The sequence below is a fragment of the Roseitranquillus sediminis genome, from assembly GCF_016918935.1.
GTDB lineage: Bacteria > Pseudomonadota > Alphaproteobacteria > Rhodobacterales > Rhodobacteraceae > Roseitranquillus > Roseitranquillus sediminis.
The window spans coordinates 36313-49795 of sequence record NZ_JAFFOB010000006.1 but is presented as its reverse complement, the minus strand read 5'-3'; the positions used below and the strand labels follow the sequence as shown (position 1 = coordinate 49795).

The 13483-nt window shown below is 69.5% G+C and carries 15 protein-coding genes and 1 tRNA gene; 6 read left to right on the top strand and 10 right to left on the bottom strand.

What is annotated here, in order from left to right; translation table 11 throughout:
* Nucleotides 1-25: 25 nt before the first annotated feature.
* Nucleotides 26-661 carry a ribonuclease HII gene (locus JM664_RS02930; RefSeq protein ID WP_227418412.1) on the bottom strand — a complete coding sequence of 212 codons (636 nt, stop codon included), beginning with the start codon at nt 659-661 and terminating at the stop codon, nt 26-28.
* 123 nt (nt 662-784) lie between these two features.
* Nucleotides 785-1267 carry a hypothetical protein gene (locus JM664_RS02925; RefSeq protein WP_227418411.1) on the bottom strand — a complete coding sequence of 161 codons (483 nt, stop codon included), beginning with the start codon at nt 1265-1267 and terminating at the stop codon, nt 785-787.
* Between the two features lie 165 nt (nt 1268-1432).
* Between JM664_RS02925 and JM664_RS02920 the strand changes: the two genes are divergently transcribed.
* Nucleotides 1433-1729, top strand: coding sequence for a hypothetical protein (locus JM664_RS02920; protein WP_227418410.1), 297 nt, complete (start codon nt 1433-1435; stop codon nt 1727-1729).
* Complete coding sequence (locus tag JM664_RS02915; protein WP_406675760.1) at nt 1701-2405, top strand: winged helix-turn-helix domain-containing protein; 705 nt, start codon at nt 1701-1703, stop codon at nt 2403-2405. The genes JM664_RS02920 and JM664_RS02915 overlap by 29 nt, the downstream gene beginning before the upstream one ends.
* A 41-nt stretch (nt 2406-2446) precedes the next feature.
* On the opposite strand, the gene JM664_RS02910 is transcribed toward JM664_RS02915, so the two are convergent.
* On the bottom strand, nt 2447-2899 hold the full coding sequence (locus JM664_RS02910; RefSeq protein ID WP_227418408.1) for a c-type cytochrome: 453 nt from the start codon (nt 2897-2899) through the stop codon (nt 2447-2449).
* A 204-nt stretch (nt 2900-3103) separates the two neighbouring features.
* On the opposite strand from JM664_RS02910, the gene idi reads away from it, so the two are divergent.
* Entirely contained in the window at nt 3104-3691 is a 588-nt protein-coding gene (idi, locus tag JM664_RS02905) for an isopentenyl-diphosphate Delta-isomerase (protein WP_406675759.1), read from the top strand.
* 71 nt (nt 3692-3762) lie between these two features.
* Here the strand turns inward: idi and tspO are convergent, their stop codons facing one another.
* Nucleotides 3763-4281: a tryptophan-rich sensory protein TspO gene (gene tspO / locus JM664_RS02900; protein WP_227418407.1), complete on the bottom strand. Its 519-nt coding sequence runs from the start codon at nt 4279-4281 to the stop codon at nt 3763-3765.
* Between the two features lie 35 nt (nt 4282-4316).
* Nucleotides 4317-4392, bottom strand: a tRNA-Arg gene (locus JM664_RS02895).
* A gap of 187 nt (nt 4393-4579) precedes the next feature.
* On the opposite strand from JM664_RS02895, the gene otsB reads away from it, so the two are divergent.
* The 3 genes from otsB to JM664_RS02880 all read left to right on the top strand — a co-directional run bounded on the left by otsB (nt 4580) and on the right by JM664_RS02880 (nt 7828).
* On the top strand, nt 4580-5338 hold the full coding sequence (gene otsB / locus JM664_RS02890; RefSeq protein WP_227418406.1) for a trehalose-phosphatase: 759 nt from the start codon (nt 4580-4582) through the stop codon (nt 5336-5338).
* Nucleotides 5338-6720: an alpha,alpha-trehalose-phosphate synthase (UDP-forming) gene (locus JM664_RS02885; protein ID WP_227418405.1), complete on the top strand. Its 1383-nt coding sequence runs from the start codon at nt 5338-5340 to the stop codon at nt 6718-6720. Before otsB ends, JM664_RS02885 begins: the two co-directional genes overlap by 1 nt.
* 61 nt (nt 6721-6781) lie before the next feature.
* Nucleotides 6782-7828, top strand: a complete 1047-nt coding sequence (locus JM664_RS02880; protein ID WP_227418404.1) for a LacI family DNA-binding transcriptional regulator — start codon at nt 6782-6784, stop codon at nt 7826-7828.
* Nucleotides 7829-7830: 2 nt separating this feature from the next.
* On the opposite strand, the gene JM664_RS02875 is transcribed toward JM664_RS02880, so the two are convergent.
* The 5 genes from JM664_RS02875 to JM664_RS02855 form a co-directional block, all read right to left on the bottom strand.
* On the bottom strand, nt 7831-8394 hold the full coding sequence (locus tag JM664_RS02875; protein WP_227418403.1) for a PqiC family protein: 564 nt from the start codon (nt 8392-8394) through the stop codon (nt 7831-7833).
* Nucleotides 8395-8396: 2 nt separating this feature from the next.
* The gene (locus tag JM664_RS02870) at nt 8397-11660 is read right to left on the bottom strand and encodes an MlaD family protein (RefSeq protein ID WP_227418402.1); all 3264 of its coding nucleotides are present in this window, start codon (nt 11658-11660) and stop codon (nt 8397-8399) included.
* Nucleotides 11657-12307 (bottom strand): paraquat-inducible protein A, encoded by a 651-nt coding sequence (locus JM664_RS02865; RefSeq protein WP_227418401.1) that lies wholly within the window; start codon nt 12305-12307, stop codon nt 11657-11659. The genes JM664_RS02870 and JM664_RS02865 overlap by 4 nt, the downstream gene beginning before the upstream one ends.
* Nucleotides 12265-12906: a paraquat-inducible protein A gene (locus tag JM664_RS02860; protein WP_227418400.1), complete on the bottom strand. Its 642-nt coding sequence runs from the start codon at nt 12904-12906 to the stop codon at nt 12265-12267. Before JM664_RS02860 ends, JM664_RS02865 begins: the two co-directional genes overlap by 43 nt.
* A gap of 123 nt (nt 12907-13029) precedes the next feature.
* Nucleotides 13030-13443 carry a hypothetical protein gene (locus JM664_RS02855; RefSeq protein ID WP_227418399.1) on the bottom strand — a complete coding sequence of 138 codons (414 nt, stop codon included), beginning with the start codon at nt 13441-13443 and terminating at the stop codon, nt 13030-13032.
* Between the last annotated feature and the right edge of the window lie 40 nt (nt 13444-13483).

The following is a 13483-nucleotide window of genomic DNA, read 5'->3' as shown; positions in this document are numbered from 1 at the left end:
ATTCGGCGTCAATTTCAAAATGGAATCAGGCGCTTACAGCGGCCTTTGCATACAAGATGTTGTGCACGGGGCGAAAGGTGCGCCTATGGTGGCGTGTCGGTCCCAGCCGCTCCAGTGCCGCCACGTGCTCGGGCGTTGGATAGCCGGCATTGTGCTCCCAGCCGAAGCCGGGACAGTCTAGGGCGAGCTCCGCCATGATCGCGTCGCGCGCGACCTTGGCCACGATCGAGGCGGCGGCGATGGAGAGACAGAGCGCGTCACCGCCCACCACGGCGTCAGCCGGGCAGCCGATCCTCTGCGGAACACGGTTGCCGTCGATCAGGACGTGCCGCGCCCGGCGCGGGAGGCCCGAGACCGCGCGACACATCGCGAGGTGCGCAGCGTAGTAGATGTTGAGGCTCTCGATCTCTTCGACGTCGGCATGAGCGACGGAGATCTCGGCACAGTGCGCCAGCGCCCTAGCGAGCTCGCGGCGCCGGGTCGGCGCCAGTCGCTTGCTGTCGTTCAACCCGTCCGGGATGCAGTCGGGATCCAGTACCACCGCCGCCGCCGTCACCGGACCGGCGAGCGGACCACGGCCGACCTCGTCCACGCCGGCGACAGGCGTCGTGCCGGCCGCGATCAGCCGCAGCTCGTGGCTCAGGTCGGGCAGCGTCGCCATGGGCAGACAATGGCCCGGTCGCGGCGGGGGCCGCAAGACCGGATCGGCAGGCGGGCGGCGCTATGACCGCCCGCCCAAACCGGCGCGGCGGAGATGCCGGAAGGCCCGCGCCAGTATTTCGTTTCAGCGCCGGCCCGCCAGCAGCCAGCCGCTCCTCTGCAGGCAGTTGGCGCCATAGACGAGCCGTTGGCCCTGCCCCGTCCAGGCACGGCGCAGGCACTGGTCCGGCAGGCGACCCGGACGCGCCACGCGCCGCTCAAGGCAGTTCCGATCGTAGGCGTCGCGCCAGCGGCCCCCGATGACGGCGGAAGTGCGGCAGCGGGGCGGAGCGACGAGGCGTCCGCGTTCGCGACCACGATTGAAGCGCTCGTTGCGATCGAGGCCCGGCCACCGTGCGTGATCATGTGCCCGCCCCACCTCGACCCGCGGCGCGTAGCCCTCGATCCGGCGGCGCGCCTCCGACCGGTCGTGCAGCAGCTTCCCGAGAAGGACGAGCCCCGCGACACCGGCTATGGCGCGCGCGGTGTCACCCTGGTCGGCGTGAGCGGCGGGCGCGGCCACCGTCAGTGCTGCCGCGAGGATGCCGGAGATCAATTTCGTGAACATGGCGGATGCCTCCCTGCTGGCCGCGATGTGCGGCGTCGCCTTGCAGTCGGCATCCTCCGTCTGCGTCGCGACGACAGGCAATCACGGCGGCTGGTAATCGGATGTCACGCAATCGGGTAGGCGATGTTATTGATTTTCGTAACTTCGTGCCGCACCAATTCCGTCATGTCACGGACCCGCTTAACCCTCTGCATCGCCTGTGCCGCCACGCTTGCCGCGGCGGCCGCCGACGCGGCGTGCTATGCCGACTACAAGGCGAAGCGGGATGACCCGCTGCGGCTGCACTACGGGGTGATGGAGGTCTCGGACGCGGCGTGCCGCGACAGCGCGCGCGCTCGGTCGGAAGTCGCCGACCGGCTTGCCCGCGCGGACTGGCAGCTTCTTTCGGTCGAGGGTACGTTCGGCGACGAGGGCCTCGACCGGAGACGACAGAGTGCAGGCCAGTACTTCCTCAGGTTCTGAGCGATCAATGACGGGCTACAGGATCGCGATCCTCGGGATCGGGGCCATCGTCGCGATCCTGTCGCTTACGGCAGTCGGCCTCTTGCTGAACCTGCCCGATGCCGGCGCATTCGACGCGCGGGTCGAGCGTATCTTCGTCGAGAGCGCCGACCTCACCGGACCGCAGGAGATCCGCCTGCTCGAGATCCTGGCGCAGTCCGGGACCGCCTTCGCCGACACGCTGGCGAGTTATCGGGTCGTCCTCTTCGTGCTGCTGGTCTTCTCGGTGGCGCTGCTCGTGACGGCGGTGGCGTTTCTCGTCGTCATCGTGACGCAGGCACGCCGCGTGGCAGAGATCGAGCGGCAGGGCATCCGTGTCACGTCGCTGACGGTCAATCGCGGCCAGCGGTCGGTGACGCTGAATGGAATGGAGTTCTCTTTGACCGAAGCGGCCATCGAAACGCTGTCGGTGCTGGCCGAGGCGCGGCTCGACGACGACATCCTGTCGGGGTCCGAGCTCGAGGCGACGGTCTCGGGCCGCAATCCCGCCGACTGCGACGAAAGCGCGGGCGCCACGCGCATCAAGCGGTTGCGGGACGCTCTGGGAAACCAGATCGTGGCCGAACTGCTGGTCAAGACCATCGCCCGCAAGGGCTACATGCTCTCGGTGGACCGCAACGCGATCCAGGTGATCTGACGGCGACGCGGCGCCACACTGCGGCGCCGTCAGTCCGAGCCCTAGTTGGTGGCAGCCGCCTCCTCGCCGCCAAACTGCGCGAGGTATGCATAGACGTTTGCCGCGTCCTCTTCCGACCGGATGCGGTAGGTCATCTTCCCGCGGACGCCGCTGTCGCCAAGATATTCCCTGAGGAAGCCCGTCGGATCCTGCAGGTAAGCAATGACGTTCTCCGGCGTCCATTCGAGGCCTGCCTCGGCCGCGGCGGTCAGTCCATCGGAGTAGTTGAAGTCCGCGTCATGGGCGGCCGGTCCGCCGATGGCCCCATAGAGGTTTGGACCGGTGCGGGCGTTGCGCCCCGCCAGCGTATTGCCCTCATCGTCGACGACGACATGGCAGGTCTGGCACTGGCGGAATACATCCTCGCCAGCCGCAGCATCGCCGACGCTCTCTTGCGCCATGGCCGAGAATGCCAGCAGGCTCCCGGCGCCGAACGTGGTCACTAACTTGAACATGCGGACTTCTCCCTCCGTCTGCAGTCGCACAACTACTATGCAACATGGAAAGTTCATTCTTCCTCGGGCTTGCGCAACCGCATTGTTGTGGCCCGCAGCCCCGGCTTTTCCTACCCCGCGACTGCGCTAGGACACCAGAGAAGCGGGCAGAAGGGAGAGGCGCATGCCGGTGAAGCCGAACGCCGATGTCGGATACAGATATGAATGGCAGACGAGACGCGCGGCATGACGCTGATTCCCGCTTGGAAGGACGGCGCGCTACGCCCGGTCGAAAAGCTCCGCGTGCACCGCGAAGCCCTGCGCCACAAGGCGGTCAGCGTCTTCGTCATGGACGGCGACGCCCTGCTCCTGCAACGGCGCGCGGCGGACAAGTATCATACGCCGGGTCTCTGGACGAACACCTGCTGCACGCATCCTGATTGGAACGAGGCAGCCGAAGCGTGTGCGGCGCGACGACTGCGGGAGGAGCTGGGCATCACAGGCCTGGATCTGCAGCACCGGGAGCAGGTCGAGTATCGTGCCGAAGTGGGCGGCGGTCTGGTGGAGCACGAGGTCGTCGACCTCTTCGTGGCCGAGGCGCGGCGCCCGCTGCCGATGTCGCCGGATCCCGCCGAAGTCGCCGACGCGCGATGGGTGGACCTGCGCGATCTGGAGGCGGAAGTGGAACTGGAGCCGGAGCGCTTCACCCCGTGGCTCAGGATATATCTGGACACTCACCGTGAGCAGATCTTCGGCGCAGCAGCGCCCGGTGGAAGGGCGCGGCGGCCAGCGCAGCCTGATCAAGAGGCGTAGAAAGCGTTCTGCGCTGCCGCCACCCTATCGGCCGGACGCGCGGATGCGTGGCCGATAACCGATGTCGCATCCTAGCGCACGTTCCGCGATTCGCCGACCGGTTTCGATCCTCGGGGCGCGCCCTCGGCGCTTGGGTTGCGCCGCTGAACCGACAGATTGAGCGCGAGCGCGTAGCTGATCCAGATGATGTAGGGCACTAGGAGGAGGCCCGCGACGGGATCGAGGCGCAGGAAGGTCGCCAGAGTGGCCGCGACCGCGAGCCACAGCATCACCATGACGGCGAGGCCGGCACGCATCAGGTGCAGGCCGAAGAAGATTGGCGTCCAGAGAGCGTTCAGCACGATCTGAAGGCTCCAGAAAGCCATGGCGTAGGCGCTACCCGGCAGCTGCGCCACCCGCGCCGCCGCCACGGCGATCATCACGTAGAGAATCGTCCACGCCACCGGGAAGAGCCACCGCGGGGGTGTCCACGCCGGCTTGTCGAGCCGGTCGTACCAAGCACCGGGCTGGAAGAGGACCCCGGTCGCTGCGGCGCCCGCGCAGGCCACAAGGTAGATAAGGGTCAGCCACCAATCCATGAAGAGCAGCATAGGCTGCGCCCCTGTTCGTTCCGGTCCGGATCGGCTGGCGGCCCCGGAAGGAGTCGAACCTTCGACCTACCGCTTAGGAGGCGGTTGCTCTATCCTCTGAGCTACGGGGCCGCGCGGCTTCGTCATAGGCGGAGGCTCGCGGATTGTCACGCCCGAGTGGCGCCCGTACACCCGGAACCGTGCCGGCGACGCCGCGTTCGTTGAACATGCCGAACTCATCGAGACTGAAGTTGATCTTCCTTTCCGACCCGAGCCCGTCCGATCCCGTTCCGTGCGCCCCGCCTCGGAGCTTTGGCACATGAGTTCCCCCAGTACCCAGAGTGGCAAGCTGCCCGACCGGCCCGACCTCGGGCGCACGGCCATCTTTCTCGACTTTGACGGAACTCTCGTCGGACTTGCCGAGACGCCGGATGCCATTGATGTGCCCGCGGACCTGCCTGAGCGGCTGAACGACCTCCGCACACGATCCGGGGGAGCCTTGGCCATCATCAGCGGACGCTCCGTTGAGGCGATCGAGCGGCATCTTTCGGGCTACGCCGGAGATGTCGTGGGGTCGCATGGAGCCGAGCGGCGGATCGATGGCCACATCGAGCGGCATCGCCTCGCAGGCTCGCCGGAGGTGGATGAGCTGAAGCGGGCGGTCCGCGAATTCGCCGATCGTGACGAAGCATATCTGGTGGAGGACAAGCCGGCGGGGGTGGTCCTGCACTTCCGCCGCAAGCCGGAACTGCAATCGGACGCCGAGGAGTTCATGCGCGAGCTCTGCCGTGACCGCGACGACTTCAAGCTGCAGCCGGCGAAGATGGCCTATGAGCTGAAGCCGCGGGACACCGGCAAGATCGCCTCGGTGGAATGGCTGATGCAGCGCACGCCCTACGAGGGGCGGCAGCCTTGCTACTTCGGGGACGACGACACCGACGAGGCGGCGATGCGCTGGGTCAACGAGGCCGGCGGCTTCGCGGTCAAGGTCGGCGAAGGCGACACCTGCGCCGCACATCGGCTGGACGGCGTGGAGGAGGTGCGCGCGACGCTTGCCCGTTGGGCGGACGCGCGCTGATGGAGGGGCGCCTTATCGTCGTCTCCAACCGGATGCCGCTCGGCGGCGCGGGATCCGGTGGCCTCGTCGTCGCGCTGCACGAGGCGCTGAGCGCCGAGGGCGGCGTCTGGATCGGCTCCGAAGAGGCCGAGGTCGCGGACGACGAATTCCACCGGCACGAGGAGGACGTGCCATACGAGAAGCTGACCTTCACGCTCGATGCGGACGATCACGCGGAGTATTACCTCGGCTACGCCAACTCGGTACTCTGGCCGCTCTGCCACCGGCGCTCGGACCTCATCGACTACGAGGCGCGCTTCCGCGCCGGCTATGACCGGGTGAACCGCCGGCTTGCCGAGATGCTGACGCGGATCCTGCAGCCGGACGACCGGCTCTGGGTCCACGACTACCACTTCTTTCCGCTGGCTGCGCACCTGCGCGCGCTCGGGGTCGAGAACCGGATCGGCTTCTTCCTGCACATCCCGTTCCCGAACGGCTCCGACCTGCTGGCCCTGCCCGACCGCGAGAGCTTTCCCGGCTGGATCTCGGCCTACGACGTCGTCGGCCTTCAGACCCAGCGCGACGTGGCCACCTGCCTCGAGATGTTTCGCTCCGACGTCGACGCGGAGATGATGCTCGACGGCGCGATCAAGCATGACGACAGGTTGGTGGAATTGCGCAGCTTCCCCATCGGCATCGACGTCGAGGTCATGCGTAGTGCGGCGGGCGAGGGCGAGGGCGGTGCGGACACGCGCCTCAAGCTCGACGCGCGCGAGCGCCTGCTGATCGGCGTCGACCGGCTGGACTATTCCAAGGGCCTCGTGAAACGGCTGCAGGCATTCGGCGTCTACCTCGACAAGCGCCCACCGGATGCGGCGCGCGCCACGCTCCTCCAGATCGCACCGCCGACGCGTGAGGATGTGCGTGCCTATGCCGAGATCCGCGACGAGCTCGAGCGGCTGACCGGTGCGATCAACGGCCGCCATTCCGAAATCGACTGGACCCCGATCCGCTACATCCACCGGCAGGTCCCGCGCGAGGTTCTGGCCACGCTCTTCCGGCGCGCGTCGGTGGGGCTGGTGACGCCGCTGGCCGACGGGATGAATCTTGTCGCCAAGGAGTATGTGGCGTCGCAGAACCCCGACGACCCCGGCGTGCTGATCCTGTCGCGCTTCGCGGGCGCGGCCGAACAGCTCGACCAGGCGCTGATCGTCAACCCTTACGATACCGACGAGATGGCGCAGGCGATCGAGCAGGCGCTCAAGATGCCGCTGGAGGAACGCAAGATGCGCCACGAGTCGATGCTCGCCGAAATAGAGGCGCACGACATCGCCTGGTGGTCCTCGCAGTTCCTCCGCGCTCTTGAGGGGCGGGACGTCCGGAACCGGCAGCGCGACGCCTGACGCTTGAAGCCACGCATGCGGCGGCGCTAGCATCGCACAGAGGGCACGGGCGGGAGACGTGGTGACCGAAGCGAAGAGCCCCGCGTCCAGCAGACGTCCGCTGACCCTGCGCGACGTGGCCGAAGCGGCGGGCGTCAGCGAGATGACGGTCAGCCGCGTCCTGCGCGGTCGCGGCGACGTCTCGGAGGCCACGCGACGCAAGGTACAGGACGCAGCGGCGCGTCTGGGCTACGTCCCGAACAAGATCGCCGGCGCACTGGCCTCGAGCCGCGTCAACCTCGTCGCGGTCATCATCCCGAGCCTTTCGAACATGGTGTTCCCCGAAGTCCTGGCCGGCATCTCCGAGGTTCTTGACGAGACGCCGCTGCAGCCCGTAGTCGGCGTCACCAACTACCTGCCCCGGCGCGAGGACAAGGTGCTCTTCGAGATGCTGTCCTGGCGTCCCTCGGGTGTCATCATCGCCGGGATCGAGCACAGCGACGCCGCGCGGGCGATGCTGCGTTCCTCGGGTGTGCCCATCGTGGAGATTATGGACACCGACGGCGAGCCGGTGGATGCCGTCGTCGGCATATCGCAGCGGCGCGCGGGGCGGGAGATGGCCCGCGCGATCGTCGAGCGCGGCTATCGCCGGATCGGCTTCCTTGGCACGAAGATGCCGCTCGACCACCGTGCGCGGAAGCGGTTCGAGGGCTTCACCGAGACGCTCGGCAAGCACGGGATCGAGATCGAGGACAGCGAGTTCTATTCGGGCGGGTCGGCGCTTGCCAAGGGGCGGGAAATGACCGCAGCCATCCTCGGCCGCTCACCCGACCTCGACTTCCTCTACTACTCGAACGACATGATTGGTGCCGGCGGCCTGCTCTGGTGCCTCGAGCATGGCCTCGACGTGCCCGGGCGGATTGGCCTCGCCGGGTTCAACGGGGTCGAGCTGCTGGACGGCCTGCCGCGGCGGCTGGCCACCATGGACGTGGAGCGGCTGGAGACCGGGCGGATGGCCGCGCGCATCATCGCCGAGGCGGCGTCGGGCGAGCGGCCGTCCAAGAGGCGGCGGATCGAGCTGCAGCCCGTGCTTCAGCCCGGCGACACGATGCGGCCGCCGCGGGACTGAGCTCAGACGCCGCGGCCGCCTAGCGCGTCTCGCGCGATGCTCCGGGCGAGTTCCGCGACGGCGGCGCCCTTCGCCGCGGCGACGGCCTGCGTGCTGCCCACCTCGTAAGGCACGCGGATGTCGAACAGGTCCGAGCGTTCGGCGCCGGTGTCGCGGCTGAGGAAGTATTGGCCGGACAACCGGAACACGCCGTCCGCGCCGGCCAGCACGCGGTCGAGGCGGACATCGAGGCGCGCGTCGGGCAGGTCGCTCAGCGGCCAGGGCTCGGTCGCCACCTGCGCCGTGGTCATCCGCGCCAGCGCCAGCGCCAGACCCTGCGTCACCGCGCGGCGCGGATCATCGGCCCAGAGCACGTCGGTGTCGCTGACGAGCGCGCCGCCCTCGCCCTCGGTGTAGATCTCCTCGAGCTCCGCATAGAGCGGAAGCTGCGCATCGCGGACCTCCAGCGCGCCCACGTTGACCGGCACCCGCTCACCCGGCGGCGGCAGCGGCATCTCGTAGCGCACCGGGCCGAGCGTCGAGCTGCAGGCGGCGAGGAGGATCAGGAGCGGCGCAAGTCGAAACATTGTCAGCGTCCCAGCAAGAGCGAATTGGGGTTACGTTCTATGGCACGGGCGAGCGAGCTGACCGAGCGGGCCGCCTCCTCCACCTGGCGCAGCGTGCTCTGAGCCCGGCGGGTCAACTCGGAGCCCTCGTCGTAGCCGGCGAGCGTCGTCTCCGCCTGGTCCGCCAGCGCGTCGAGCCGGTCGGCCAGCGCGGGCAGCGCCGCCGACGCCTCCGCCACCGCCTGCGCCGCGTCCGAGGCGGAGGCAAGGGTGGCGTTGGCCGACGCGATCAGCCCGCCCTCGCGCAGCTCGGCCAGCGACGCCTGTACCTCGGCCAGCGTCGCATTCAGCGATGCGGGCAAGTCCTGTGCCCCGTCGGCCGCCAGGAGCGCCTCGGCGGCGGCAGCGAGGTCCGCAATCTCGGTGGTAAGCCGCTCGAGCGGCAGCGCATTGGCCCTGTCGGTCAGGCCGGAGAGGCCCTCGACCAGCTGCGGCACGCCGGCGCTCGCCTCGGTCACGGCCTCGGCTGTACGGCCGGCCGCAGCGAGCGTTGTGGTCGCCGTGGCGATGACGCCGGACGCCCTTAGGTCCTCCAGCGTCGCCTGCAACTCCGCCAGCGTCTCGGTCAGCGATGCCGGCAGCCCCTGCGTCGCCTCCGACGACAGGAGCGCATCGGCCGAGCCGAGGGCCGAGCGGGCCGACTCCAGGGTCGGCGCCAGCGGCAGCGCCTCGACCGTGGCGGCGACGGACCCGATCCGCTCGATCAGCGCCGGCAGCTCACCGGTGGCCGCGGCGACGGCATCCGCCGCCTCGCGGGCCGAGACGAGCGTGGCGTCGGCGCTTGCCACCACCTCCGTCTCGCGAAGCTGGGCCAGGACCGCCTCGGTCTCGTCGAGCACGGCCGCCAACTCGCCCGGCACGCGCTGCGCTTCGGGGCTGCCGATCAGGGCCTGCGCCGACTGCACCAGGTCGGTGGCCTCGCCGGTGAGCTCGGCGAGCGGCAGGCCACCCAGCGCCGTCGCGAGCGCCTGCACCTCCGCAATCAGCTCCGGCAGGCCGGCAAGCGCGGCGTCGACGGCCGAGGCGGCGCTTCCCGCTGCGGCCAGTGCCGTGTTTGCCGAGCTGATAAGCCCCGCCTCACGCACCTCCGCCAGCGTCGCTTCCAGCGCGGCAAGCGCTTCGGTAGCGGCGGCGGGGGCCTGCTGCAGCGCCTCGCTGGCGATAAGCTCGCGCGCGGCGGCGGCGGCGGCGGTGGCCTCGGCCACCAGCGGCTCGAGCGTCAGCGCCGCGATCGTCTCGGCGGCCTCGGCCGCGGCGGTGGCGAAGCGGTCGGCCTCGGCAATCAGCTCCGGCAGCTGCTCGGTCGCCGCGCCAAGCGCCTCTGCCGCCTCGGCGGCACGCGCCAGCGCCGTGTCCGCGGTGCCGACGAGACCGGTATCGCGCACCTGAGCAAGTACCTCGTCCAGCGTCGCTAGCGCCTCGGCGGCCTCGGCCGGAACGCGCTGCGCCTCAGGGCTGGCGACCAGCGCCCGCGCCGCTTCGGCCGCGTCGGCGGCGGCGACGACCGCCTGCTCCAGCGGCAGGCTGGCGGCGATCTCGGCCACGGCGGAGAGGTTGGCGACGAGCTGCGGCAGCTCCTCCGCCGCGGGCTCGGCGGCAGAGACCAGACGCTCGACTGCCGCGATGCCCGTGGCCGCGCTCGCCAGCGCCTCGGTCAGCGCTTCGACCGCACCGGCGTCCTGCAGCTCGGCCAGCACCGTGCGCAGTTCGGTCGTGGCGCCGTTGAGCGACGTCAGTATCTCGCCGAGCTGCGCGGGGAGTTCCTGCACCGCCTCGGCGCCGACGACGCCGCGGAGATCGGCTACCAGCCCCAGCACCTCGTCCGGCGTCTCGCGCAGGGCTTCCGAGCCCAGGATCGCGTTGACGTTGGCAAGAAGCTCGGAGGCGGAGCCCAAAAGCTCCTCGATCGGCAGGTTGCTGACGCGGGCGATGAGAGCCTCGGCCGTGGCCGCGGTATCCGGCAGGTCGGCGGCGATCGACGGGAAGATCGGATAGGGATCGGCATCAAGCGCGATGGCTGCCGGTTCGGCGTCCTCGGCCTCGACCAGCGCGATCTTGAGGCCGCCCACGAGCAGGCTGCCGCGTGCAAGCTGGGCCCGCACTCCCTGGTCCACCAGCTCCTGCAGATAGTCGAGGACCGCCTCCCGCCCCGCCTCTCCGTCAAAGCCGAGCCGGACCGGACGCAATGCGACCGTCGCGAGGAGGCGGACACGCCGGTCGCCGAACCGCTCCTCGTCGACGTAGCCGGTGACGGCCGTGACCTCGCCCACGCGCACGCCCCGAAGCTCCACCGCCGAGCCCGCGCTCAGGCCGGCGACGTCGCCGCTGAAGACGACGGCGACCTGCACGCGCTCGCCCGCCTCCGGCTCGCTGAAGACGCTCGTCAGCGCCGCCGGCCGATCGGCGTAGAGCTCGAAGCGCGTGCCGGGCTCGACCGAATTGCCGCCTGTGACGAGGCTGTCGAAGGCCACACCACCGGTGACAAGGGCCGCGAGCGACGAGACATCGAGCACCGCCCCCTGCGGCCCCAGCGTGAAGGAGAAGCCCGAGGCATTCCAGAAGCGGGTGCTCGAGTTGATGAGCCGGTCGTGCGGCGCCTCGACGAAGGCATCGGCCAGAACCGCATCGCCTTCTTCGGCCAGCCTCAGGTTGGCGATGTGGCCGACAGTGACGCCGCGATAGAGGATCGGGGTGCCTTCGATCAGCCCCTCACCCTCGTTCGTCGTCAGCACGATCTGCAGGCCCGGCTGGTCGGGCCGCGCGACCGGCGGGACGGCGCGGCCATCGAAACGCGTCTGATCGCCCTCGATCTCGTCATCCCACGAACCTTCGATGTAGACGCCCGACAGCACGGTGCCGAGGCCGGAGATGCCCTGCGCGGTCACCTGCGGCTGCACCACCCAGAACTCGCTCTCGGCGTCGACGTAGGGCGCCACGTCCTGATCCAGGCGCACGGTGACGAGCACCTGATCCAGCCCGGCAGAAAAGCCCACGTCCTCGACCAGGCCGACGGGCACGTCGCGATAGCGCAGCTCGGTCTCGCCCGGCTGGATGCCTGCGGCATTTTCGAAGGCGATGTCGATCAGCGGCCCGCGCTGGGCGTAGTTCTGCCACGCGATTGCGAGCGAGATCACCAGCGCTCCGAGCGGAACCAGCCAGACCACCGAAATGCGGTCGAGCATCGCGCGGCGGGCGGGCCGGATCTCGGGCTCGGGCACTTCGCTCACGCGGCGCGATCCCATATCATGCGGGAATCGAAGCTCTGCGCACTCAGCATCGTGAAGATGACGGAGAGCGCAAAGGTGAAGGCCGCCGGACCGGGGTTGATCGTCGCGATGGCGTTGAGCTGCACGAGCGACGACAGGATCGCCACCACAAAGACGTCGATCATCGACCAGCGGCCGATGAACTCCACCAGCTCGTAGAGCTGCTGTCGCCGGTGCGCCGTCAGCCGCGCCCGGTGGCCGAGGTTCAGCGCGAGGTAGGCAATCGCCATGAACTTGGCCACGGGGATCGCGACGCTCGCGATCAGCACGATCAGCGCAACCGCCAGGGCGCCGTGAGTGGCAAGTTCGATCGCGCCGCCGACGATGGTGTCTTCCTGAACGGTCAGAAGCGTCCTTGTCCGCAGCATCGGGTAGAGGTTCGCAGGGATGTAGCAGATGAGGCCCGCGAACCACCACCCCCAAACCCGCTGCAGGCTCTGCGGCCGGCGCGAGTGAAGCGCCCCGCCGCAGCGGCCGCAGACGCGGGTGCCGCGCGGCCAGACCCGGGTGCAGCGGGTGCAGCCGACGAGGCCCGCCTCGCGCGCGCTGGTGAGCGCCTCGGCGCTCAGCGTTCCGCCTCCAGCGCCCGCCAGATCGACCAGCGGCACATGAAGCCATCCTGCAGCACCGTCACCACCACCAGCGCGGCGAACATCCAGAACGCGGGGCCGAGAACCACCTGCGCGAGGTCGGCGAGCTTGACCAGTGCGACGGCGGTGCCGATCACGAAGATCTCGGCCATGGACCACGGGCGCAGGTCCTCAGACAGCCGGAACGCCGCCGCCGCATGGCGCGCCGGCCGCCGTCCGGCCGCGAGCGGCGCGAGAACGTAGGAGATGAGCAACACGCGCAGTACCGGGATCAGCACGATCAGCAGCGCCACGGCGACGGCCAGCGGCGCCATGTTGCCGCCGGCGAAGGCGCGCGCTGTGTCGAAGACCGAGGCGTCGCTGCGCAGCCCCGCGACGCGAAGTTGCAGGAAAGGAAAGAAGACCGCGCCGAACATCAGGATCATGATCGTGGTCGCCAGCATCAGGATCCGCCCGTAGGACCCCGCGCGCGGCGCGATGAGGACCGTTCCGCAGCGCCGGCAGATCGCGCGCTCTCCCGCATGGGGCAGCTCGGCACGATGCAGCGCATCGCAGCGAGGGCAGGCGATCAGCTCATCGATCGCCAGTCGTGGCGTGGCCGGGTCCGGCGCGGACATCCGCTCCCTCTCTTTCGGGTGGCAGGGTCCGCAGGATACTAGCCTCTAGCGCGGCAGGTGCCAGTCGCCCGCTACGCGCGGAAAGATGCGGCGGGCCCGCGTCGCGCCGGCCCGCCGCGGACGCTACTCCGCAGGCGTTGCGGCGAGGCGGCGGCCGGTCTCCGGCGCAGCGCCGACGCCGTGGATCAGCACGACCACGAGGAAGAGCGCCATCGCCGCCATGCCGAGGAGCGCCCCGAGTTGCGCGCCGAGCTCGCCCGTCTGGCGGATCGCCGCGACGATGCCGGGTATGAGTACCAGCACTGCAGCGACGGTGACGCCGTAGTGCAGGCGCGCCAGCAGGCTGGATGCGGCGCGCGGGGTCAGCGCGTAGTAGGTGCCGAACACCGCCATGGCCACGAAGCCGATGAGGTTGAGATGCCCGTGCGCCGGTGACAGGGCGTGATCATGCGTGGCAGACATCACGATGCCCCAGCCCATCCCGATCAGGGCAAAGACCGCGGCGGTTGCGTAGAAGAGGAAAGCGACATTGCGCATGAGTTGTTCTCCGATTACTGGCCGCGGCGACGCGGCCCCG

Bases quoted from the DNA above. Each gene is read 5' to 3' on its own strand.
- idi (WP_406675759.1), top strand. From the start codon at position 3,104: ATGGCAGACGAGACGCGCGGCATGACGCTGATTCCCGCTTGGAAGGAC.
- JM664_RS02910 (WP_227418408.1), bottom strand. From the start codon at position 2,899: ATGTTCAAGTTAGTGACCACGTTCGGCGCCGGGAGCCTGCTGGCATTC.
- JM664_RS02925 (WP_227418411.1), bottom strand. From the start codon at position 1,267: ATGTTCACGAAATTGATCTCCGGCATCCTCGCGGCAGCACTGACGGTG.
- JM664_RS02885 (WP_227418405.1), top strand. From the start codon at position 5,338: ATGGAGGGGCGCCTTATCGTCGTCTCCAACCGGATGCCGCTCGGCGGC.
- JM664_RS02920 (WP_227418410.1), top strand. From the start codon at position 1,433: ATGTCACGGACCCGCTTAACCCTCTGCATCGCCTGTGCCGCCACGCTT.
- JM664_RS02860 (WP_227418400.1), bottom strand. From the start codon at position 12,906: ATGTCCGCGCCGGACCCGGCCACGCCACGACTGGCGATCGATGAGCTG.
- tspO (WP_227418407.1), bottom strand. From the start codon at position 4,281: ATGCTGCTCTTCATGGATTGGTGGCTGACCCTTATCTACCTTGTGGCC.
- JM664_RS02875 (WP_227418403.1), bottom strand. From the start codon at position 8,394: ATGTTTCGACTTGCGCCGCTCCTGATCCTCCTCGCCGCCTGCAGCTCG.
- otsB (WP_227418406.1), top strand. From the start codon at position 4,580: ATGAGTTCCCCCAGTACCCAGAGTGGCAAGCTGCCCGACCGGCCCGAC.
- JM664_RS02855 (WP_227418399.1), bottom strand. From the start codon at position 13,443: ATGCGCAATGTCGCTTTCCTCTTCTACGCAACCGCCGCGGTCTTTGCC.
- JM664_RS02930 (WP_227418412.1), bottom strand. From the start codon at position 661: ATGGCGACGCTGCCCGACCTGAGCCACGAGCTGCGGCTGATCGCGGCC.